Raw genomic sequence first — 19,986 nt, 5'->3', positions numbered from 1 at the left:
GTTAAAAGCAATTGGCACAAGCGCAAAAACATAGCTAGAACCCTCATCATTAGCGATTAAGCGATATTTAACATTTTCCACAACCTCAAGAGGAGCCATCTTGGCACATTTCTTTCAATGCCCCCTGCAAAAACAAAGACTATGAAAAAGATATTTATTTTAGTTGCCGGACTTTTTCTTGCAGGAGCTGCAAATGCACAAAGCCCAATAAGATTTGGAATTAAAGGTGGGTTGAACTTACCTAATATCATTAAAGAAGATGGAAACAATAACTTCAGCACAAAAGTAAACCCTGGTTTTAATGTCGGTGTGACGTTAGACATCAACCTGATCGAAGGTATCGCTTTTACCCCCGAGGTATTGTACTCACAAAAAGGTTATAAACTAACCAGCGGATTTGGTGAGTTTACGCAAACTACCAATTTTATTGATGTACCAATTTTGGCATCTATCAAATTAGGAAGTGCATTTAATGTTGTTGTTGGTCCACAGGTATCCTTCCTGATGTCTACGACTAACAAGTATGAAAATGGATTTGGATCCACCCAACAAAAATTTGTTGAAGATGACTCAGACCGTTTCAAGAAAAGTTTGGTAGGTGGTGTAATTGGTTTCAGATATGATGTAAACAGCAATGTTGATATCCATGGCCGCTATGCGTTAGACTTCCAGAAAAACAATGAAAATGGATCTAGCTATACTCCGGAATACAGAAATCAGGTATTCTCTGTAGGCTTAGGTTACAAATTCTAATATTTATTTCCATCTACCTGGAAAAAGAAAACCGTGCAGCGCAAGCTACACGGTTTTTTCTGTTGTTAATGGTTCAGGCTATGACCTAAAAAATCAATACCCATAAAAAAGGTCCCTGCAATCATTTAAGATTGCAGGGACCTTCCATATATGCTTATTACCGCTAGGCGTGTTTGCCCGACGCGATATAAAATTTCAGCAGGATATCTTTATCAGCATCTGATAGTTTAGCTTTTTTAGCCATGTTGGGAATGATCCTGTTAGCTTGCTCTTCGGTAAAGTTTGCAGGATCTTTTAACTTATGACAACGGTCGCAATTTTTTGCGTTGATCGTACGCCCTTGATCAAACATCGCTTTTGAATAACCCGCAAACTTACTTTTTCCGTATTTATAGCTTGTGTTCTCAGTACTTGTTAATGCAATATTGCTCGCTGCGCAGCCTGCAAATAAAATAGCAAGCCCAAATAATATGTTTCTTTTCATTTTTCCCTATTAATACTTAAAGCTAAAAATACTTCTTCTTATTCCCAGTAACATTATTGCTTGAAAATAGAATCATTCCAGATAAACGAGAGCGTTCCTGAAATGTTTAGATTTTAACCTATACTTGAGTAATGAGAACGCTTAACCTGCGTTTAATAACACGAACATGTGACAACCAAATCAAGCTATGATAATGAAACCAATTACTTTTATTTTAACGGCATTACTTACCACAAGCTGCTATATGGCATCAGCTCAAAACAACGGAAAACCTGAAGACACCGAGGTATGGGAGCCTATTCCTAAGTCGGTAGTCACCGGCAAACTTAACTTTGCAAAGGCACCTTCAGATGCCTTGATTTTATTTGATGGGAAGAACCTCGATGAATGGACTATGACCGACCAACTGGGCGCTGCAGCATCCTGGCCGATAGAAAAAGGCATTTTCACCGTTAAAAAAGGCACTGGGAATATACAGACCAAAAAATCTTTTGGCAACTATCAGTTACACCTGGAGTTCCGCATTCCTAAAAACATCAGCGGAACGGGACAGGGACGCGGTAACAGCGGACTATTTTTAGCTGCAATCGGCCCTGGAGATGCCGGTTATGAGTTACAGATCCTGGATTCTTATAACAATAAGACGTATGTTAACGGCATGGCCGGAAGTATTTACAAACAGTTTATCCCTTTGGCTAATCCGGCGCTTGCCCCTGGTGAGTGGCAAACCTACGATGTATCCTGGACGGCACCAATCTTTAATGCTGATGGCTCGGTAGCATCACCAGCCCGTGTTACCGTATTATTTAATGGCGTAACGGTACAGAATAATACAGTCTTATTAGGGCCTACACAATATATTGGTAAGCCTGCGTATCGGGTAAAACATGGTGCGAGCCCAATTAAACTGCAGGCACATGGTGACAAGAGTGAACCTATCAGCTTTAGAAATATTTGGATCAGGGAACTATAGATTTCATCTATTCGTTGAGAGCTGGAATTTATACTCGACTGTTTCATAGCAGTGGAACATGCTTAAAAAATCAAAACAGTGCATAAATACGTGACTAATTAATTGAGGAAATAATACCCTTATTTTCTTTTTGACATTTAGACCGAATTCAAAAGATTATTAGTACTAAAAGAGGACCTGAATTCAGGTCCTCTTTTAGTTTAACACCCTGATATTTCAATCTTAATAGTACTACATTGACCCTACAATTTAGCATAGACACTACTACATGCCTTTGTATAAAACTGCCCTGACTCGTTCGTGTTTTCTTCGACTTTTGTCGAAGGAGGTACGAAGCAGTCCCGGAGAAAGTCGGTAGCAGGTACGTCTGATTTTCCCAGCATTGCACTACTACAACAAAGGAAATTTCAAGATCAATATGGGTGGATAGGGATAGATTTGAAACTGAGATTAAAAGCCAATTAATGAGCCTGTTTTGTTTCAAAAACGTAATCCAATGTACGAATTTTTTTTAGAAAAAAATAACGTACGGGAAGAATTAAAATACCTAGATTTAGGTATACAGGAAGGGAAGAATTTCTACATTTTTGTAAGGTTGATGCGCACGTATTTTTACTCTAAATTATGCCAATACTTAAATTTGATGAAGCGAAAAAAATCTGGCACAAGATTGCCCGAAACACAAGTGATGTTACATTCTCTTTCGAACTTGAGATTCACAAACAGCTTATCAATATTTTTCATGTCGGCGATTTCTATTACTACATTTTCAATTGTGCAACAGCATCTATGGAACTCGTTAGCGATAACCTCAGCAAGATCCTCGGACTCGACGACGGTGAATCTTTTACCATAGAGACCTTATTGACACTAATTCATCCTGAAGATCTTCCCTATTTCCTTAAATTTGAGCATAAGGTAACAGAGTTTTTCAATACGCTGCCTCCAGAAAAAGTCTTGAAGTATAAGGTGAGTTACGACTACCGTATCAAACATAAAAGTGGTCACTACGTCCGAATCCTTCAACAGGTGGTCACCATTCAGAGTGATGATACAGGTGCCGTAATTCGTGTGTTAGGAGTACATACAGACATCTCTCACCTCAAAAAGACAAATGGTTCCACGTTATCTTTCATCGGTCTGCAGGGCGAGCCAAGCTATAAGGATTTGCTTACCGGAGAAACGATTCCCATTAGCGGAAAAAGTGTATTTACCAAAAAGGAGAAGGAAATCATGAAGCTCCTGATGGAAGGAAAAACAAGCAATGAAATTGCCGAACTGCTATTTATCAGCAAGCTCACCGTTGATGTGCACCGGAAAAACATGCTTAGAAAAACAAATTCAGACTCTGTGGTCGACCTCACGGTAAAATGCCTGCAGGAAAACTGGATCTAAGATTCTGCTGCTTTTCCTGATAAACAAGAAGGGAAATATGTAAATTAGCGTGATGCCCATAAAGGGTTTAACCTAACGTTTTTTATGTCGCACACCTTAGAAGTTTGGCAAAGAGGCCCCCTTCCAGATATCACTCCTTTATTACAGCCCGTTGGCCATGCACTACTACAGGCCAGAGAAGAGCTTGAACTGTATCTTACGGATTTTTCGGATGAACTATTATGGGTCAGGCCCGCAGGACTGGCTTCGGTATCTTTTCACCTGCAACACCTCAGCGGGGTGCTTGACCGGGTGTTTACTTACGCCCATGGCTTTGGCCTCAGCGAAACACAGTTTAAGCAACTTGCAGATGAGGATGTGGTATTTATCGTTGACTTCAATACCCGCAATTTATTGGAAAGATTCTCTGCTCAGGTAGATCTTGCTATGGCACAATTAAAAAATACCGATCCCGAAACATTAACAGAATACAGAGGTGTAGGCCGTGCAGGTCTCCCTTCAACCGTAATTGGTTTGTTGGTACATGCTGCCGAGCATACGATGCGGCATGTTGGCCAGCTGATGGTTACTGCTGCAGTATTAAAGAACGGGGGACTATAACGCCCCCTGCTCTTCCTGAAAGCCGCTGCTGATTTGCTGCAGCCCCTCAATAAGACCATTGATTTTAAGCAGCGTTTTCTTCTGTTTTTTTAACATATTCCAGAATGTGATCCCGCCTATATAAGCTGTTGTAATGCCCAATGCAGTAAATCGAAATGCAACGCTGCCTCTGGCGGTAATCTCCCAGATATACATCACCATAGCCAACCAGAGCAGAACAGTATATACCCAGGTATATTGGAGTAATATTTTCTTCTGCCAATTCAGTTTTGTAATCTGATACTGGATGTAAGCATCACTCGACAGCTCCCTGTCTTCCTTTCTAAAGGCGTAACTGCGCCAGTTGATTATTAAAAATATGATCATTAACAGGTAGGTACTGGCTATGCTTACCTTAAAAGGCCAACCGAATTCACTATGGTAAGTGACATACACCCAGCCAATCCCCAGCATCGCCGCTAAAAAACCCATACTCATACAGGCATTTGAGATCAACAGCTTACGCTGGTGCTGTTGCCAGGTCGTTTTTTGTTGTTCCAGTGCGGGAGCATCGGTAAAAGCCGTTACAGGCTGCTCTTGCCAACTTTTTTGCAGGTCTTCAAATTTCATCTTTGTTCGGTTTGCATGAGCTTAAGCAACAGTCCCTTGATCCTGTTGATCTTTACGCCCACATGGTTAATATTTGTTCCTGTTATTTCTGCAATATCCTTGTAGCTTCTTTCCTCTAGCACCAAAGAGATGATCAACCTGTTCTGTGCTTCCAGCTTGCTGATACAAAACCTTAAACGATCCAATTGCGCATCTTGCTCGATCTTGGCAGTCAGCGTATCATCGTAAGGTTGATTTGCCAGATCGGGCAAAGCTTCGTGAGTATGCTTTTTATTTTTGAGATTATAACTTATTGCAGTGTTGACCGCCACGCGGTAAACCCAGGTACTTACTCTCGAATTTCCCTTAAAGTTTTGTATGCTCTTCCAGATCTGGAACAGGATTTCCTGATACAGATCATTGGCATGCGACACATCATACAGGTATGCCCGGCAGATCCGGTAAATACTTGCATGATTTGCCTTGATCAAGGCATTAAATTCTTCTTCCTGGCTCATTGTATTGATTTAGTACGAGGAAGTATTGTTTTATTACAGGAGCAAAATGAAATTTTTTGTTACCACCAGACATTTTCGAATATAGTCCACTTAAAGCGACTCATACCAATCCAGGATGTAATCTGCAACATTTTCCCAACCTGGCTCACCACAGATGAAATGGCTTTTGCCCTCAAAGATCTTCAGATCAACCCGGCTGTTCGGGTCTTTATAGCTTCCCGCAATTTTCTTCGTTAGCGTAGGTGGAAAAATATGATCACTGCCACCGCCAATAAATAGAATAGGCACGTGCGGCTTTTTAAAATCGATATTTGCAAATGGATTAAGCACGAGCTGCCTGTTAACCTTAAAACTTTCTGGGATTGCAAATTTATCGAATGCCGCAGCTTTTTCGGTGTCGGGTGTGGTGTTAAAAAAAGCATAATCGTACCACTTACGACTGCCCATAAAATATGGCTTGAATGAGAAGAAGCCAAACGCCCCTATTACTGTTTTAAGCGTTTGAAAAGGTGGAAATACATTTTTTGGTGGCGCACCATCTATACTCACCGCAGCTGCTGCTTCCCCAAGTTCTGTTAGCTTCAACGCAGCCATACCCGCCATAGAGTGACCGATAACCAAGGGTTTCTCCGGGAGCGTTTTGATCAATTCAACAATATTATTTACAATATCTGTGAAACCTGTTTTAACCAGATCCGGATGAACTTTTGCCCGTAATTCGGCAGGATCTCCGCCATGGCCAGGATTTGCCGGTGTATACACCAGATAGCCTTTGTTTTCGTAATAGCTTTTCCAAGCCGTCCAGGTAAGATTATTCACGAAATTTCCATGAATAAGCACGATAATTTTAGATTTTGCCATGAGATTTGTGTTTAAGTGTTATAAGAGTAACTAAAGATAATGATTTACAGAGCAATAAGCTACAAACCAAACACTTACAATCAAACAAAAGGCTAGACTCGCTTTCAGAAGTGATCCGATTATAAAAAACATTGAGTTTAATGCGCATTAAAGGCATTTCCAGCTATAAAAGATTTCCTAATTGTTGGGAATTAATTTATTATTGCAATCTAAATTAACTTTAACGCTCCATGATTAAGTCTTTTCAGGTAACTCTGCTTCTTATCGTATGCCTTGCTTTTTGTTCATCTGCCCAGCAGGCTCCCACAGACAAAAAATTTAAATTTGGTTCGGTAGACCTTAGTGAATTCGACACACAGGTTAAGGGCCCGGATTCAGCAGCAAACGCAATTAAACTTTTCGACATCGGATCGGGCAGTTTTGATATAAGCCCAAGAACCAACGGGCTCACCTACACGGTTACCAGACACGTAAGGTATAAAGTGGTAAACAAAAATGCTTACAGCCTGGCTGACTTCGAGATTCAGTTATACAATAGTTCCTCTGGTGGAGGTGCAGAAACCTTAACAGGCATGCGCGCATCAACTTACAACCTGGTGAATGGGAAGATTGAAGTGAGCAAAATGGCCGGTGATGCTAAATTTACCAGTCGTGCTGACAAAAACCATGTAATCAAAAAATTTACTTTGCCAAATGTCAAAGAAGGATCTATTATCGAATACACGTACACTACCAATTCAGACTTTACTTTTATGCTTGATGATTGGTATTTTCAAAGCGCATATCCAGCAAAATATGCTGAATTCACCTTTACAGTACCCGAATACTACATCTATAAACTCGCCAAAAACGGGTACTTAGATATCAACCAAACAAGGCCCAGAGATGTTAAGTTTGTGAATTCCGCTAATGCCACCCAAACAACTTATTACCTGACGGATGTGCCTGCTATCAAACAGGAAAATTTCATTACGACATTGGATGATTATGTGAGTAAGTTAACTTTCGAGCTTACGGCAACCAACTTTCCTGGCTCTGTTTACAAAGATTTCAGCTCTACCTGGCCTAAGTTAATCACTGAGCTGATGGACGATGAAACTTTTGGCCGCTTTGTTAAAAGAAATAATTTCGATAAAGCGTTTATAACAAGTATTGTAAAGGACGAAAAAGATTCTGTTGCCAAGATGAACCTGCTATTCGACTATGTAAAAGCCAATATTAAGTGGAACGAAAAAAACGGATACTATGGCACCCAATCCAGTCAAAAGGCCGTATTGGAAAAGAAATCTGGCAGCACTGGCGACATTAATCTCAGTCTTCTCGGCATGTTGCGTGCTGCAGGAATAACATGTTCTCCTGTACTGTTAAGCACTCGTGGAAACGGCTTTCACCCCGGATATCCTATGCTTTCCAAATTCAATAGTGTTGTGGTTCAGGTTACCGCAGGTGGAAGGAATTTTCTACTTGACGCAACCGATGAAGACAACATGCCTGATATGATCAGTCGCCGTAACCTAAACCATGAAGGGTTAAAGATAAATACAGAGGAAAAGACTGCAGCATGGATCTCTCTTGATAATGATATCGCCGGAAATAACAGCGTCACGTACAACCTCGTATTGGGCGAAGACAAGACCTTTAAAGGAAATATCTACTTATCTGCGATGAATTATGATGCGATAGACCGCAGAGCACTTTATAAATCAACGGCAACCGAAGCAGAGTTTCTAAAAAACTATAAAGCAAAAAGACCCGGGCTGGAGATTAGCTCCTATAAGATCGACAACCTGAAACAATCGCACGAGACTTTATTTGAGACGATGGATGTTACTATTGAGGACGCCGTGGAAGACGCTGGCAATCTAATGTACTTCACCCCTTTATTTTTTGACCGCACAAAAGACAACCCCTTTCCACTGGAAGAGCGAAAGTTTCCAGTTGACTTTGCACACCCTTTCGAAGAAAATATCCGGTCGGTAATTGAATTCCCGGAAAAGTATACGTTAGATAAATTACCGAAGAACGAGGCTTTTGCGCTACCTAACAAGGATGGACTATTCCAGGTGACCTATGCAGTAGATGGCAACAAAATAGCTATTAAAAGTAGGATCAGCATTGCTAAATCGGTGTTTTCGCCCGAGGAGTATTTTCTACTTAAAGAGTTCTTTAAAAATATCGTTCGCAAACAGGCGGAACAAATCGTATTCAAAAAATCATGAAGCTAGCAATCTATCTATCCGCGGTCTTCATGACGGCCACACTATGCGTGCGGGCACAAAACCCATATGATGTGGCTAAAATTTCTCCGGCTATGCTGGTTGGATCGACTGCAGTTGTAAGAAGCGAAGAATGCGCAATTACGGTGAAAAATGTCGGCTCGGCAACCATGAGCTATAAAACCGCCATAACGATCCTGACTAAGAATGCCGAGTCGCTGGCATCTATGTCTGAATATTACGACAGGCTTTCTTCGGTATACAATCTAAAAGCCACTATGTATGATGCCAAGGGGGTTAAAATTAAGACTTATAAAAGTGGTGATTTCATAGACAGAAGCCTCACTTCTGAGGGGACAATGTTCGACGATAACAGGATAAAAGAGCTCAGTTTTCTGAATGGGGTCTATCCATTTACTATTGAATATAGCTATGATAAAGACTTTAATGGTTTTTTAAGTTTCCCTTCCTGGAATCCTGTGACTGCCTATGATACCGCTGTAGAACAATCAAGCTATACTATCCAGGTTCCTGAAAGTAGCACAATTAAGTTTTTGAAAAGCAAAGATCTTAAAACAGACTCTACTTTATCAAACCATGTACGCAATTACAAATGGTCCGTGCAGCAAGTGGCAAGTATTGCTTCGGAGCCCATGTCTGTCGGAATGAAAGAAATAACGCCCTGGGTGCAGGCATCACCCAATGCTTTTCAATATGACAATGTAAGCGGGAATGTAGATAGCTGGAAAAATCTGGGCAGTTGGATTTTTGACCTTAGTAAAGGTGGACAGAACTTACCCGAGCAAACAAAGGCCACTGTAAGATCATTGACAGCATCTGCGAAAACTGATAAAGAAAAGATTGCCATTCTCTATAAGTTTATGCAGACTAACGCCAGGTATGTTAGCGTACAATTAGGAATTGGTGGTTTTAAACCTATTGCAGCGGAAAAAGTAGCTGCTGTAAATTATGGCGATTGTAAGGCCCTTTCAAACTATATGAAGGCGCTGCTGGAGACAGTGGGCATCCAGTCACATTTGGTAATGATTGGTGCTGATATGCCTTCTTTAAACCCAGATTACTCCAGTTTTGGACAAGCCAATCATATGATCTTATGTGTTCCTGCGGCAAAGGATACTACCTGGCTTGAATGCACAAGTCAATACCTGCCTGCTGGCTTTCTGGGCAACAGCACATCAAACAAAACGGTTATGTTGGTAACGGAAGCGGGAGGAAAATTGGTAAACACACCCTTTTACAGTCCGGCAGACAACTATCAGCAAAGAAATACAACGGTTGCGTTGACGGCTGAGGGCAATGCCGATATCTTGATCAAAACAAGCTATGGCGCTTGTCAGTACGAAGATCATCTATACATGATGCTTAGAGATCCTACGGCACAGCGTAAGGCACTGTTAAATAGCTTGAGCATTCCCAATATGGAAGTGGTGTCCGCAAAATATACACAGTCAGATAAAGATCAGCCAAAGCTCGAAGAGCAGATTGAAGCTAAGGGCAGTCAAATGCTGAATCAGGGGGGCGATAAGCTGTTCCTTACCTTGAACTTACTCAATAGAAACGAAAGTGTACCACGAAAGGTAGAAGATCGTAAAACATCCTTTGCTGTCGCTTTCGGATTTCAGGATACCGACGAGGTAACTTATTCCATTCCCAAGGGCTACAAGGTTGAATTTGTGCCCGAATCAGTAAAAATAGATTCTGAATTTGGCACTTATACCGCTACTGCAGTACTGAAGGGCGACAAGCTTGTGTATACCCGCGTACAACGCCTGAATAGCAAAAGGTATCCGCCAGAGAAATATAAAGATGCTGTAGACTTTTATAAGAAAATGTATCTGGCCGATAAGCTTAAGGCGGTTCTGGCGAAATCAGAATAGAGATTATTTTTTCTGTTGGCTATATGCATAAGGTAGTCCAAACTGATGATGTTGGGCAATCAGGAAATCTATTATTTTATTGAACTCTGCCAGTTTAGCGGCATCCCATTGATTGGGGTGCCCTTGCAAGACCATATAATCATAATATTGCCCTTTAAAATTTTCGTATTGTGTGAGGAAATATTCGAAATTCACCATCCCTGTTGCGCTTTCCATGTTAACACGGTTATCCAGGTTCATCAGCCTCTTTACTCCTACGGGCTTAATGCTGCTAAAGAAAACGGCCTTGTATTTAGAATGCTCGCCGATCACCTTGTTGAAAGTAGAGTCGCTTGCATTAAACGGCGCTCCAAAGGTATGCATTTCAATGCCTAAAAGCTGCTTTACGCGCTGATCGGCTTTATCGAAATGTTCCTTTTGAAAAGCATAACCAGTGCCCTTGAATTCAGGATTTTTATCTGGCCCATTAGTACTGGAATGGTCATATCCGTGGTTCCATATCTCAAATAATTTACCACCCTTTTCATCTGTAGCACGGATGTATTTTTTATAGGCTGTTCCAGCGGTGCTATCGAGTCTCGAGGCAATTACACCAATTGATGCCTTTACTTTGCGGGCAACAAGGACATCGAGCACTGGTGCTGCAGAGCTCATGCTATTTTTAGAGGCCAGATCGTCCAGTTTCAATAAAATTACTGCTTGCGCCCTTACTGTTGCGAAAGGCAATATGCAAAATAAGGAGGCAACGATAATGCTTTTGAAGCTAGTCATAATTTCGGGAGGTTTAAGATTCGGCACCTAATATAAAGTATTATTAATTAATGTGTTTCCTCGGCAGGCAATAAAAAAAGGGGCTCCATTCGGAACCCCTGATTTCAATTTGTGTGTGCGTATATTCTTATTTCAATGCTTTTTTTAATTCTGCACCGGCTTGTAGCCCTACAGACTGTGCTCCGGGAACATTTGCCAGCGGATTAAGCATACCCCAATCATGGATCATACCATTATAGCGCATTGCACTTACACGTACTCCGGCTTGATCCAGCTTACGACCGTAAGCTTCACCTTCGTCACGCAAAACATCATTTTCTGCTGTTGCGATTACTGCTGCAGGCAATCCTTTCAACTGTGCTAAGGTGGCATTTAGCGGTGTTGCATAAATATCTTTTCTTTTTGATACATCAGGCAAGTAACTATTCCAGAACCACACCATCATGTTCTTAGTCAGGAACCTGCCTGTAGCAAATTGTTTATAAGATCCGGTTTGAAAGTTGGCATCGGTTACCGGCCATAACAGCACCTGCAATTTTAACTCAGGTCCTTTTTTGTTTTTAGCCATCAAGGCAACTACCGCAGCCATGTTTCCACCAACGCTATTTCCAACTACAGCTAAACGTTTGCCATCTACACCGATCTCGGCACCATTCTTTGCTACCCACTCCGTTGCTGCATATGCCTGATTGATAGCAACAGGGTAATGTGCTTCGGGAGAAGGAGTATAATCTACAAATACTGCTGCAGCACCAGATGCAACAACGATGTCACGGACAAGGCGTTTATGCGTAGGGAAATCACCTAACACCCAACCGCCGCCGTGGAAGAACATGAACACAGGCAATATCCCTTTCGAATTTGCCGGCTTAACGATATGTAATTTTACGGGAATGCCATTTTCTGTGATTGTTTTTTCGCTCACTTCGATATCCGAGTAATCAAACTTTACAGATTCCTGAGCATTTGTCAATACTGCGCGGGCATCTTTTGGCGACAGTTGTTCGATGGGTTTGCCGGTACCTGAGTTAAGTACTTTAAGGAAAGCTTTTACCTGACTTTCTATTTGGGGATCTTTGGCAGGATCCAATGGTTTTACAGTTTGTGCGGTTACTGAACCTGTAATTACAGTAGCGATTACGAATACTGCGAGTTTGCTGAGTTTGATTAAATTTTTCATTCCGTTTTAAGTTTAATGGGTTTGTTGATACAAAGAAAATGCGTTTCTGTAGCACACCCATTTACTAATCGACGGAAGGGGCTTTATGAGCGTTAAAGACTGAAAAACCCGCGGTAGTAACCATACATATTAATCCGCATTTGAATTTATCCCACTTAAAAGTGCTCTGTTAATCCAGTCGTATAAGTAATAAGAAAGCTCGTTGTACTCCTCATTATCTTCATCATTTTCAAAACCGAGATCGTTCCATGACCCCATGCCAGCAAACACATGTGATGCCATTGCTGCATATATTAACCGCAAGGCAGCCTGGTCATATCCTGTTTCGCAGATCTGATTGCCGTACCACTGATCTCGCCCGGTTTCCCCATTTAGGATTCCAAGTGCTTTTTGGAAGACATCTGCCCAATTTGTGAGCTCATGCGCGGATGCGAAAGCGCTGACATCTGTCAGGATTTCCTGAAAAGCCCTTGCCGTTTCTACTTGGTCCGGGCAGAAATTGATGGTCTGCGTTTCGGAAACGGTACGTCCATAGCTAACCTTCCAAATGTTTTGATCCGGGTCGTTAGACTGATTGGCCTCCCAGCGACTTGCCCAGAAACCAGAATACGCCGGATAAATCGCTTCCAAAAGCCAGGTTCCGCCGCCGCCTATCATGCCGGCGAGTTTATGATCTGGGGTATCGGTCTCATTGGACTTTGAAGGGTGGTAATAGGCTGCCAAACTCACGCAGCCTTGTTGTTTTAGATAATTAAACCACGCAACGGGATCCCCGGCTACTTCTTCTTCTTTATGCCCATCTGATTCCGCTTTGAGATCCAGAAAATTAACCTGGTTACAGAACTTGAAGCTCAGGTTACTTGGGTAATAATCTTCAGGGATAACTCCCGTTTTTAAAAATTGATTGCCATAAGAAATTAGCGATAAAAGTTGGCTGGTTGTTCCGTTCATGTTTTTACTAGGCTTTAATTTTTCTATCTTACATTAAATAATTACTTGAGTAACAAACTTGGCATTCCATTGTTGGTCTGGTTAAAATTTTAACGTTCAATTGATCAATAGCTAACCTACTGAATTATTTGATGGGTATTCGTTTTTTTGATTTGACAAGCAAAATCATAATTAGCAATATGAGCTTTCGTTGCGAACCGCCCGGTCGTCTTATAAAGTTTTATTATATTAGTCAATAAAATCTGAGCTGAAACAAAATTTAGCTCTGACATTCCATTACGCGAAAATGAGTTAAGTAGATGCAATATTTGGCGAGACTGCACTTGAACCTATCAACACCGACTGCAATATTAGCTGTATTTCTTTGCGCTTTTAAAGCAAGCGGACAAGATACATTACAGGTAAAAAAATCAGTCGACAGTAGCTACATAGAAAGATTTGATGATTTTTTTATTGTAAAACCTTCTATTACCACCACAGCGGAAGCGTTAGTTGCCAAGACCGGTAATTTCAATATTGTTCTGCAACCAAACACTTCAGAAATTCTCAGGACTTATTTCAATTACCATTTCATTTCTTTTTATGTTGACTACTTACCCCGATTTGCCGGAGCGAATAAAGATGATAATGAAAAAGGTAAAACCAAATTATTTGGTCTGGGTGCCAGCACCAATATCGGACAATGGTTTGCGTCGGCAGGTCTTTCTAAAACTCAAGGTTATTATGTAGAAAACACCGTCGACTTCAGACCAGATTGGCGTGATGGAGATGCGTATCTTCAGGTACCAGATTTGTACTTCACTAGTTATGATCTAGCCTTGGGCTATAATACAAACAAAAAATTATCTCTATTAGCTACTTCGAGTCAGACGGAGCGGCAACTCAAAAGTGCTGGAGGATTTTTACCCAAGATATCGTTGAGATACTATATCATAGACGACCGTACAGCTACCGCTACATCAAATGAAAAATCTAATAACGTCCAGGCTTTACTCGGGGCTGGTTATCAATATACCTTCGTGTTAAAGAAGACGCTTTACCTGGTAGGTGCGTTTACGCCCTCTTTTGGTTATATCCATACTAAAGTTAATAACCGTGGTAAGCAAAACTCCTTTAGTTTTACCCAGCGTGGTCCCATTTACCAGTGGGATGGCAAACTGGGCTTAGGCTATAATAGTCATACGTTTTTTGCAGGTAGTTCAATCAATGCAGTATCTGCTAAATATTCGCAGGGACTGACATCAGCGGAAAACCAAAATACAGACCTCTTTTTTGAGCTTTTTGTAGGTTTCAGGTTAAAGGCGCCAAGATTTATCAGTAAAAACTATAAAAAAATATTCAACTAATGCAGCGGTACTACCTCTTTGCTTTTCTTTTATTAGTTTTTTCAGTGAGCTCCCGCGCACAGGTAGCCGGAGATACCCTGCACGTTCAGAAGAAAAAATTTGGCCGGGCAGCAACGGAGCTTTTTGTTGTGCAGTTGATACCCTGGAGTTATAATAAGTTTTTGAGGGGTGCAGAGTTCGCAAAACTTGACATCAAGAGTATTGGAAATAACCTTAATCCGAGAAACTGGGAGTGGGACGACAATAGCTTTAAAACCAATCAGTTTGGACACCCTTACCATGGCAACTTATATTATAATTCTTTCAGGACCAACGGATTTTCATTCTGGCAATCAGTTCCAGCTGCTTTTACCGGCAGTTTTATTTGGGAAGTTGCGGCAGAAACAAACAAGTTTGCGCCCAATGATTTTATCAATACCAGTCTTGGTGGAATTACTTTGGGTGAAATGACTTATAGAATTTCAAATAAGCTAGTCAACAACCGTGCGACAGGCGTAAAAAGACAGTTGCAAGAAGTGGCGGGGCTTCTAATTAACCCGCTAAACGGCGTTAACCGGATTTTGGACGGGAAGTGGGGAAAGTTTCGGGCCGTAGTAGACACCACGCACAAATTGCAGGCTTTTGTGAATGTAGGATCACGGCATTTCAACGTGAAGACTTATCAGGAAGAATTACGGGGGAAACAAGAAATATACCTCCGTTTGCGTTTGCTTTACGGGGATAAATATGAAGAAACCAGTGCGCCGTTTGATCATTTTTCGGCCCTGATCGAATTGGGAAGCGGCGACTCTACCTACATCAATAATCTGCAGGTTGCTGGCGCACTGAAGACCTGGTCCATGCAGAATAATGGGAATGCAAAGCACTTGTATTCCGTTACCATGAACTATGACTTTATTAAAAACAATGCCTTTGAGTATGGAGGACAAAGTTTCACATTTAAGTTAATATCGGACTGGAATCCTGAAGCTAAAGTGCGGTTTAACACCGAAATTGGAAGCGGAATCATTGCATTGGGTGCTGTCCAAGATAAATATCTGTTTTATGGTGAAGGAAGAAATTACGACTATTGCGCAGGAATCAATGTACTCGCTGCAGCAAGTATGACTGTCAATAATCTTTTTGAAACTGAGCTTAATTACCGTGGAAGTAGGTTTCAGACCATTAATGGTAATCCATCATCTTATATCTTAAACACGCTTTCTGCCGACTTCAGAGCCTTTTTAAGTCAACGCTTTTCTCTTGCCGCAGGTGTAGGCCAGTACACTTTGAACGGCTTTTTCAAAGGTTTTGATAATGTAGCGGAAATTTATCCCTTCGCCCGGTTTTCTCTGGGATATAAATTATAAGCTGTTAGAAGGCAATGCCAATTGCCCCCTGTTGATCCAGTACGCTGCCTAAGATGTCTTCAAATACTAATCCTTTTTCAGGTTGAATGCTTGGATTAGACGGATAAGTCTTTCCATCATATTTTAACACATGGTGTTCGGCTTGACTTTGAATCAATAAATCATTCCAGCCGTCAGTGCTAGATTTCAGAATACGTACAGGAGTTTCGCTTACTGTAAAACGCGTTATCAATTCTCCTTTGTCTGATAGCAAGAGCAATGTACATCCTCCGCTGCCACAAAAGTAAGGTCCGCTGAGGCCTACAAAAACCTCTGAGTTCCCATCATGATTCAGGTCTATTTGTTGCGCAATACAGTGCCTGCTGAGGCTATCAACGAACCCTTTTTCCAAATCATCCTTCAAAGAAGTTTTCATATACGTTTTTACCTTTGAAACTACATCTTCGTCATTTATGCCAGAAGATTTTTCGACAACAGAACTTAAACTGTCTGTATGTCCGGCAACTTCTTCCTGGTCAGTTTTTGACCGGCATCCTAAAATCACGACTAAAAAGAGAATTGAAAAAAGGGCTATTGTTTTCATTGCATTGAAATCAAAATTGATTGTCTCTATTTACGATATATTGGACTCCTTTTAAGCAAATATTCTAAGGGACCACTATATGAGCCATCAGTGTTGCTTAAAAATGCTTTGTGTGTTTGACTAAAAATACTCGCATTGTTATCCATGTATACATTTAAATTTACGCTGACATCATATCGTTGAACTGAATTTCCATAATTGGATTCAGACCCTTTAACACCTGTTACACTATTGTTATCATTGCGTTTTACTTTCGTGCTACCTGAAGTTACTGAAGAATTGGTTTGATATCCTTTATTCTGAGTTACTGTACCTTCAATTATATATTCAACACTCAGCAGATCACAAATCTCTTTCATTGTATATCCCATCATCTTATCTTTCGTTACGCCAGCTTTAGCTAAAAGGGCATTTGTGGTACGTGGATCAAGCAGGGTATATCCTGCTGTGTGTTGCGAAAGCAATGTATAAGTATCCTGCTGCGCTTTGATACCAATCTGATCGGCACCCGGTTGATTGTCCATTAGATAAGTAAAGGGAAGAATTGCGATTTTATTGTGATGATCTACTGGGCTTGCAGTCATAGCTACACCGTCACTTTTCCTTGTCACCGACTGTGCGGCAACATCAGAAAAGGTCTCTATCCGTCCACTCCCATGGACAAGTTTGGCGATATCAGATTTCTTGATCACATATTCTGCTGTTTCCCCGGAGTAAATAAACGAGACATCGGTATCGGTCACCTTTACGATTTTCCCCTTCATTTCCTCCCCGTTGGTTTTGACTAAGACATCTGGTTTGGTTTGTGCAAAAAGATTAAGTGCCATTATAATGGCGATTAATGATAGTGATAGTTTTTTCATGGCATTTATTTTAAGTTAACAATGGAGTTTCGTATTTATGTGGCAATCGCCATTTTATTCAATTACAGTTTTAAATTGTAGGCTACCCTAAGACCTAAAAAAGTAAGATCTTCTGCTACGCCTCTTGTATCAGATACCTGATAGCGTAGGGCTACTTCCAATCCTTTAATCGTATAACCAACACCGAGTGCCCAACCAAAATCACTACTCGTTTTACTAAGCGACATCGTACTGTTACTACCATACGCGGTATTGATAGATATACCCGCCTGACCTTCCAACGAAAATTGGTTAATCAGGTATCTGTAGCCTGCATATACAGGTGTTGCTGCGTAATATACCTTGACTCCATCTGGAAGATGTTTGATAGGAAATCGATTATACCCAGCCTCCAATGTAGCTTGCTGCGGACCTTCGCCAAATCCATATATTCCTTTTACCGCCGCTCCGTAACCAATATTGGTTAATGTGAGCAAGTCAGATGTAGGTCTTGCTATCTGCGCGGAAATCTGTAACTGGCGAAGTCCTTTTTGAGCTGTAGCATAGAGGCTGGTGGCCAGGAGTGTTGTGATGAGCAGTAATTTTTTCATGTTGTTTAATTTACAAATGACCTAACGATCACGATCTCGCCGTCTATCCATCTTTTGACAATCAGACTGTCTTCTAATCATATTTTCTTAGTCAATTGTCGAATTACAGCTTAGAAAAATTCAGTTCAATTCTGAGCTTTACCGAACATCTCAGATTAAAAATAAAAATTTCAAACTAAAGATGGAATTTAAATTCACTCCAACAGGCTTTTTGCTAAATTGTTAACGCAGGAATATCTTACAATGTTTCTCCTAACTGAAATATTTGGATCGAACTTGGGTCGTTTAGCTACGCACATCCTTATCTTAAATGTTTAGCTTTGTTGTGGACTCCTCCTTTAATGAGCAATGGCGAAATATACTATTTTACATGACCTTAAATTGGTTGATCTTTTAAAAGGAGGAGATGAAGAAGCTTTTGCAGAGATTTACAACAGGTATGCCGATAAGCTGGCAGGCTTTGCCTCTTCTAAGTTGTTCCACATGGATGATGCGAAGGATATTGTACATGATCTCTTTGTGAAATTTTGGGAGCAGCGGGAAAATGTGCAGATAGACCGCAATTTAGAGGCGTATTTATTTACCCTGGCGCGTTACCGAATTATCAATAAGATCAGGAAGAACATTACGCGTGAAGAGTATGCTGTGATGGTTAAGGCATGGGATAATGGAGCCGAGCCGGATGTTGAAAGACAGATTGCCGCGAAAGAACTGCAGCAAAACATCGATAATTCATTGCTGTCCTTATCACCAAGGATCAAAGAAATCTATTTGTTAAGCAGGGGAGAAAACCTGAGTATTGCCGAGATTGCCGCCAGGCTTGAACTCTCAGAGCAGACTGTAAAAAACCAACTTAGCACCGCTTTAAAACACATCAGAGGATCATTAGCTACTGTCTCTGTGGTAGCACTCGCCTATTGGATATCCTAAAAAAATATTTTTTGTTTTCTTATAGTACCGAACCGCTGCTGATACGGCTATTGTAAAACCGATAACAAATGACTGCTGAACAAATAGCTGCCGTATTGAAACGTTATGAGGACGGCAACACCACACCCCAAGAAAATAAAAGCATCGAACATTGGCTGGACGCCGTTAATAATCCAGATGCCAGCTGGCCTGTCTGGGACAGACCTGCTAAAGACCAGTGGTTGGCCACAGTCTTTACAGAAATACATGCCAGTATACATAAAGAGCAGCTCAATGTGGTAAAACTGCCGGGAAGAAACAAGATTGTGTGGCGCAGCATCGCAGCAGTAGCTGCGGTTGTCTTTATTGCCATCACGCTGTACTTACAGTCGCCCGTACACTCAGACCACAATAGCACGCCTTTGATCTCGCTGGTTACAAGGGCTGACCAAAAGACTCAAATTACCTTGGCAGATGGCAGTAAAGTTTGGGTAAACGCGGGTTCAGAACTTAAGTATCCAAAGGTATTTCAAACCGGAACGAGGGAAGTGTACTTATCGGGAGAAGCATACTTTGATATCGCACATGATGCATCAAAGCCTTTTATCATCCATACCGGAACGATCACAACACGCGTATTGGGAACGGCCTTTAACATCAAGGAAGACAAACTTACGCATATTGTAAAAGTAACCGTTACAAGAGGTAAAGTAAGCGTAGCTCATGGAAGTCAGCTGCTGGGCGTGTTGACTCCCAACCAGCAGATCAGCTTTAATGGCGACAAAAACAGCGCTGTAAAAGAGCACGTTGACGCGCAACGGATAACTGCATGGCAGCATGACGACTTACAATTTGAAGATATCAATTTTGGTGATGCTGTAGCACAACTTCAGGATCAGTTTCATGTAAAGATTGTGTTCAGCAATGACAAACTGAGGAATTGCCGATTTAGCGGAACCTCATTAAACGGACAAGATCTGGATAAGATTCTGGACGTAATCTGTGCGTTCAACAATGCGACATATACGAGAAAAGCAGACGGAAGCATTCTTATTGAAGGAGCTGGCTGCGATAAATAGAAAACAAAATGAACTACAGCTAATTTTTGCGCTTCGTGATGCCTCCAGGAGGATGAGCGAAAAAACCCGTAAACCGACG

At 41.2% G+C, this 19,986-nt stretch carries 20 protein-coding genes; 10 read left to right on the top strand and 10 right to left on the bottom strand.

Annotated features, from left to right (window positions below; all coding sequences use genetic code 11):
- Positions 1-141 precede the first annotated feature (141 nt).
- Positions 142-753: a porin family protein gene (locus tag CLV32_RS18185; RefSeq protein ID WP_133558210.1), complete on the top strand. Its 612-nt coding sequence runs from the start codon at positions 142-144 to the stop codon at positions 751-753.
- Between the two features lie 163 nt (positions 754-916).
- Here CLV32_RS18185 and CLV32_RS18180 read toward each other — a convergent pair whose 3' ends face one another.
- A complete protein-coding gene (locus CLV32_RS18180; RefSeq protein ID WP_133558208.1) occupies positions 917-1,237 on the bottom strand; it encodes a hypothetical protein in 321 nt (106 codons plus the stop codon).
- A 193-nt stretch (positions 1,238-1,430) separates the two neighbouring features.
- Here CLV32_RS18180 and CLV32_RS18175 point away from each other — a divergent pair, with 193 nt between their 5' ends.
- From CLV32_RS18175 to CLV32_RS18165, 3 genes are all read left to right on the top strand, one after another.
- The gene (locus CLV32_RS18175; RefSeq protein WP_208111053.1) at positions 1,431-2,210 is read left to right on the top strand and encodes a 3-keto-disaccharide hydrolase; all 780 of its coding nucleotides are present in this window, start codon (positions 1,431-1,433) and stop codon (positions 2,208-2,210) included.
- 624 nt (positions 2,211-2,834) lie between these two features.
- The gene (locus CLV32_RS18170; RefSeq protein ID WP_133558203.1) at positions 2,835-3,605 is read left to right on the top strand and encodes a LuxR C-terminal-related transcriptional regulator; all 771 of its coding nucleotides are present in this window, start codon (positions 2,835-2,837) and stop codon (positions 3,603-3,605) included.
- 84 nt (positions 3,606-3,689) lie between these two features.
- The gene (locus CLV32_RS18165; RefSeq protein WP_133558201.1) at positions 3,690-4,205 is read left to right on the top strand and encodes a DinB family protein; all 516 of its coding nucleotides are present in this window, start codon (positions 3,690-3,692) and stop codon (positions 4,203-4,205) included.
- On the opposite strand, the gene CLV32_RS18160 is transcribed toward CLV32_RS18165, so the two are convergent.
- The 3 genes from CLV32_RS18160 to CLV32_RS18150 form a co-directional block, all read right to left on the bottom strand.
- Positions 4,200-4,814, bottom strand: coding sequence for a hypothetical protein (locus CLV32_RS18160; protein WP_133558199.1), 615 nt, complete (start codon positions 4,812-4,814; stop codon positions 4,200-4,202). The genes CLV32_RS18165 and CLV32_RS18160 overlap by 6 nt on opposite strands.
- The gene (locus tag CLV32_RS18155) at positions 4,811-5,311 is read right to left on the bottom strand and encodes an RNA polymerase sigma factor (RefSeq protein WP_133558198.1); all 501 of its coding nucleotides are present in this window, start codon (positions 5,309-5,311) and stop codon (positions 4,811-4,813) included. The genes CLV32_RS18160 and CLV32_RS18155 overlap by 4 nt, the downstream gene beginning before the upstream one ends.
- A 90-nt stretch (positions 5,312-5,401) precedes the next feature.
- Complete coding sequence (locus CLV32_RS18150) at positions 5,402-6,172, bottom strand: alpha/beta hydrolase (protein WP_133558196.1); 771 nt, start codon at positions 6,170-6,172, stop codon at positions 5,402-5,404.
- A gap of 230 nt (positions 6,173-6,402) precedes the next feature.
- Here CLV32_RS18150 and CLV32_RS18145 point away from each other — a divergent pair, with 230 nt between their 5' ends.
- Positions 6,403-8,391 carry a DUF3857 domain-containing protein gene (locus tag CLV32_RS18145; protein WP_133558194.1) on the top strand — a complete coding sequence of 663 codons (1,989 nt, stop codon included), beginning with the start codon at positions 6,403-6,405 and terminating at the stop codon, positions 8,389-8,391.
- Entirely contained in the window at positions 8,388-10,286 is a 1,899-nt protein-coding gene (locus tag CLV32_RS18140) for a DUF3857 domain-containing protein (protein ID WP_133558192.1), read from the top strand. The genes CLV32_RS18145 and CLV32_RS18140 overlap by 4 nt, the downstream gene beginning before the upstream one ends.
- A gap of 3 nt (positions 10,287-10,289) precedes the next feature.
- Here CLV32_RS18140 and CLV32_RS18135 read toward each other — a convergent pair whose 3' ends face one another.
- The 3 genes from CLV32_RS18135 to CLV32_RS18125 form a co-directional block, all read right to left on the bottom strand.
- Positions 10,290-11,057, bottom strand: a complete 768-nt coding sequence (locus tag CLV32_RS18135) for a DUF2334 domain-containing protein (RefSeq protein ID WP_133558190.1) — start codon at positions 11,055-11,057, stop codon at positions 10,290-10,292.
- Positions 11,058-11,184: 127 nt separating this feature from the next.
- Positions 11,185-12,237, bottom strand: a complete 1,053-nt coding sequence (locus CLV32_RS18130) for an alpha/beta hydrolase (protein WP_133558188.1) — start codon at positions 12,235-12,237, stop codon at positions 11,185-11,187.
- A 129-nt stretch (positions 12,238-12,366) separates the two neighbouring features.
- Complete coding sequence (locus CLV32_RS18125) at positions 12,367-13,188, bottom strand: hypothetical protein (protein ID WP_133558186.1); 822 nt, start codon at positions 13,186-13,188, stop codon at positions 12,367-12,369.
- Between the two features lie 299 nt (positions 13,189-13,487).
- Here CLV32_RS18125 and CLV32_RS18120 point away from each other — a divergent pair, with 299 nt between their 5' ends.
- Both CLV32_RS18120 and CLV32_RS18115 read left to right on the top strand, forming a co-directional pair.
- Complete coding sequence (locus CLV32_RS18120) at positions 13,488-14,534, top strand: DUF4421 family protein (RefSeq protein WP_133558184.1); 1,047 nt, start codon at positions 13,488-13,490, stop codon at positions 14,532-14,534.
- Positions 14,534-15,883: a DUF3943 domain-containing protein gene (locus CLV32_RS18115; protein WP_133558182.1), complete on the top strand. Its 1,350-nt coding sequence runs from the start codon at positions 14,534-14,536 to the stop codon at positions 15,881-15,883. The genes CLV32_RS18120 and CLV32_RS18115 overlap by 1 nt, the downstream gene beginning before the upstream one ends.
- A gap of 4 nt (positions 15,884-15,887) precedes the next feature.
- Here the strand turns inward: CLV32_RS18115 and CLV32_RS18110 are convergent, their stop codons facing one another.
- From CLV32_RS18110 to CLV32_RS18100, 3 genes are all read right to left on the bottom strand, one after another.
- Entirely contained in the window at positions 15,888-16,466 is a 579-nt protein-coding gene (locus CLV32_RS18110) for a hypothetical protein (protein ID WP_133558180.1), read from the bottom strand.
- 26 nt (positions 16,467-16,492) lie between these two features.
- The gene (locus tag CLV32_RS18105) at positions 16,493-17,329 is read right to left on the bottom strand and encodes a hypothetical protein (protein WP_133558178.1); all 837 of its coding nucleotides are present in this window, start codon (positions 17,327-17,329) and stop codon (positions 16,493-16,495) included.
- 62 nt (positions 17,330-17,391) lie between these two features.
- The gene (locus CLV32_RS18100; RefSeq protein WP_133558176.1) at positions 17,392-17,919 is read right to left on the bottom strand and encodes an outer membrane beta-barrel protein; all 528 of its coding nucleotides are present in this window, start codon (positions 17,917-17,919) and stop codon (positions 17,392-17,394) included.
- 348 nt (positions 17,920-18,267) lie between these two features.
- Between CLV32_RS18100 and CLV32_RS18095 the strand changes: the two genes are divergently transcribed.
- The gene (locus CLV32_RS18095) at positions 18,268-18,849 is read left to right on the top strand and encodes an RNA polymerase sigma factor (protein WP_133558174.1); all 582 of its coding nucleotides are present in this window, start codon (positions 18,268-18,270) and stop codon (positions 18,847-18,849) included.
- A 68-nt stretch (positions 18,850-18,917) separates the two neighbouring features.
- The gene (locus CLV32_RS18090) at positions 18,918-19,907 is read left to right on the top strand and encodes a FecR family protein (protein WP_133558172.1); all 990 of its coding nucleotides are present in this window, start codon (positions 18,918-18,920) and stop codon (positions 19,905-19,907) included.
- Positions 19,908-19,986: the final 79 nt, after the last annotated feature.

The sequence above is a fragment of the Pedobacter duraquae genome (assembly GCF_004362245.1).
In the GTDB taxonomy this organism is placed as follows: domain Bacteria; phylum Bacteroidota; class Bacteroidia; order Sphingobacteriales; family Sphingobacteriaceae; genus Pedobacter; species Pedobacter duraquae.
Note: the sequence above shows the minus strand (reverse complement) of the source record. Positions and strands in the feature narration are given on the sequence as shown.

Coding starts and splice junctions, on each gene's coding strand:
- CLV32_RS18155 (WP_133558198.1), bottom strand. CDS start 5,311: ATGAGCCAGGAAGAAGAATTTAATGCCTTGATCAAGGCAAATCATGCA.
- CLV32_RS18130 (WP_133558188.1), bottom strand. CDS start 12,237: ATGAAAAATTTAATCAAACTCAGCAAACTCGCAGTATTCGTAATCGCT.
- CLV32_RS18090 (WP_133558172.1), top strand. CDS start 18,918: ATGACTGCTGAACAAATAGCTGCCGTATTGAAACGTTATGAGGACGGC.
- CLV32_RS18100 (WP_133558176.1), bottom strand. CDS start 17,919: ATGAAAAAATTACTGCTCATCACAACACTCCTGGCCACCAGCCTCTAT.
- CLV32_RS18115 (WP_133558182.1), top strand. CDS start 14,534: ATGCAGCGGTACTACCTCTTTGCTTTTCTTTTATTAGTTTTTTCAGTG.
- CLV32_RS18165 (WP_133558201.1), top strand. CDS start 3,690: ATGTCGCACACCTTAGAAGTTTGGCAAAGAGGCCCCCTTCCAGATATC.
- CLV32_RS18160 (WP_133558199.1), bottom strand. CDS start 4,814: ATGAAATTTGAAGACCTGCAAAAAAGTTGGCAAGAGCAGCCTGTAACG.
- CLV32_RS18105 (WP_133558178.1), bottom strand. CDS start 17,329: ATGAAAAAACTATCACTATCATTAATCGCCATTATAATGGCACTTAAT.
- CLV32_RS18150 (WP_133558196.1), bottom strand. CDS start 6,172: ATGGCAAAATCTAAAATTATCGTGCTTATTCATGGAAATTTCGTGAAT.
- CLV32_RS18095 (WP_133558174.1), top strand. CDS start 18,268: ATGGCGAAATATACTATTTTACATGACCTTAAATTGGTTGATCTTTTA.
- CLV32_RS18175 (WP_208111053.1), top strand. CDS start 1,431: ATGAAACCAATTACTTTTATTTTAACGGCATTACTTACCACAAGCTGC.
- CLV32_RS18170 (WP_133558203.1), top strand. CDS start 2,835: ATGCCAATACTTAAATTTGATGAAGCGAAAAAAATCTGGCACAAGATT.
- CLV32_RS18140 (WP_133558192.1), top strand. CDS start 8,388: ATGAAGCTAGCAATCTATCTATCCGCGGTCTTCATGACGGCCACACTA.
- CLV32_RS18110 (WP_133558180.1), bottom strand. CDS start 16,466: ATGAAAACAATAGCCCTTTTTTCAATTCTCTTTTTAGTCGTGATTTTA.
- CLV32_RS18135 (WP_133558190.1), bottom strand. CDS start 11,057: ATGACTAGCTTCAAAAGCATTATCGTTGCCTCCTTATTTTGCATATTG.
- CLV32_RS18180 (WP_133558208.1), bottom strand. CDS start 1,237: ATGAAAAGAAACATATTATTTGGGCTTGCTATTTTATTTGCAGGCTGC.
- CLV32_RS18185 (WP_133558210.1), top strand. CDS start 142: ATGAAAAAGATATTTATTTTAGTTGCCGGACTTTTTCTTGCAGGAGCT.
- CLV32_RS18125 (WP_133558186.1), bottom strand. CDS start 13,188: ATGAACGGAACAACCAGCCAACTTTTATCGCTAATTTCTTATGGCAAT.
- CLV32_RS18145 (WP_133558194.1), top strand. CDS start 6,403: ATGATTAAGTCTTTTCAGGTAACTCTGCTTCTTATCGTATGCCTTGCT.
- CLV32_RS18120 (WP_133558184.1), top strand. CDS start 13,488: ATGCAATATTTGGCGAGACTGCACTTGAACCTATCAACACCGACTGCA.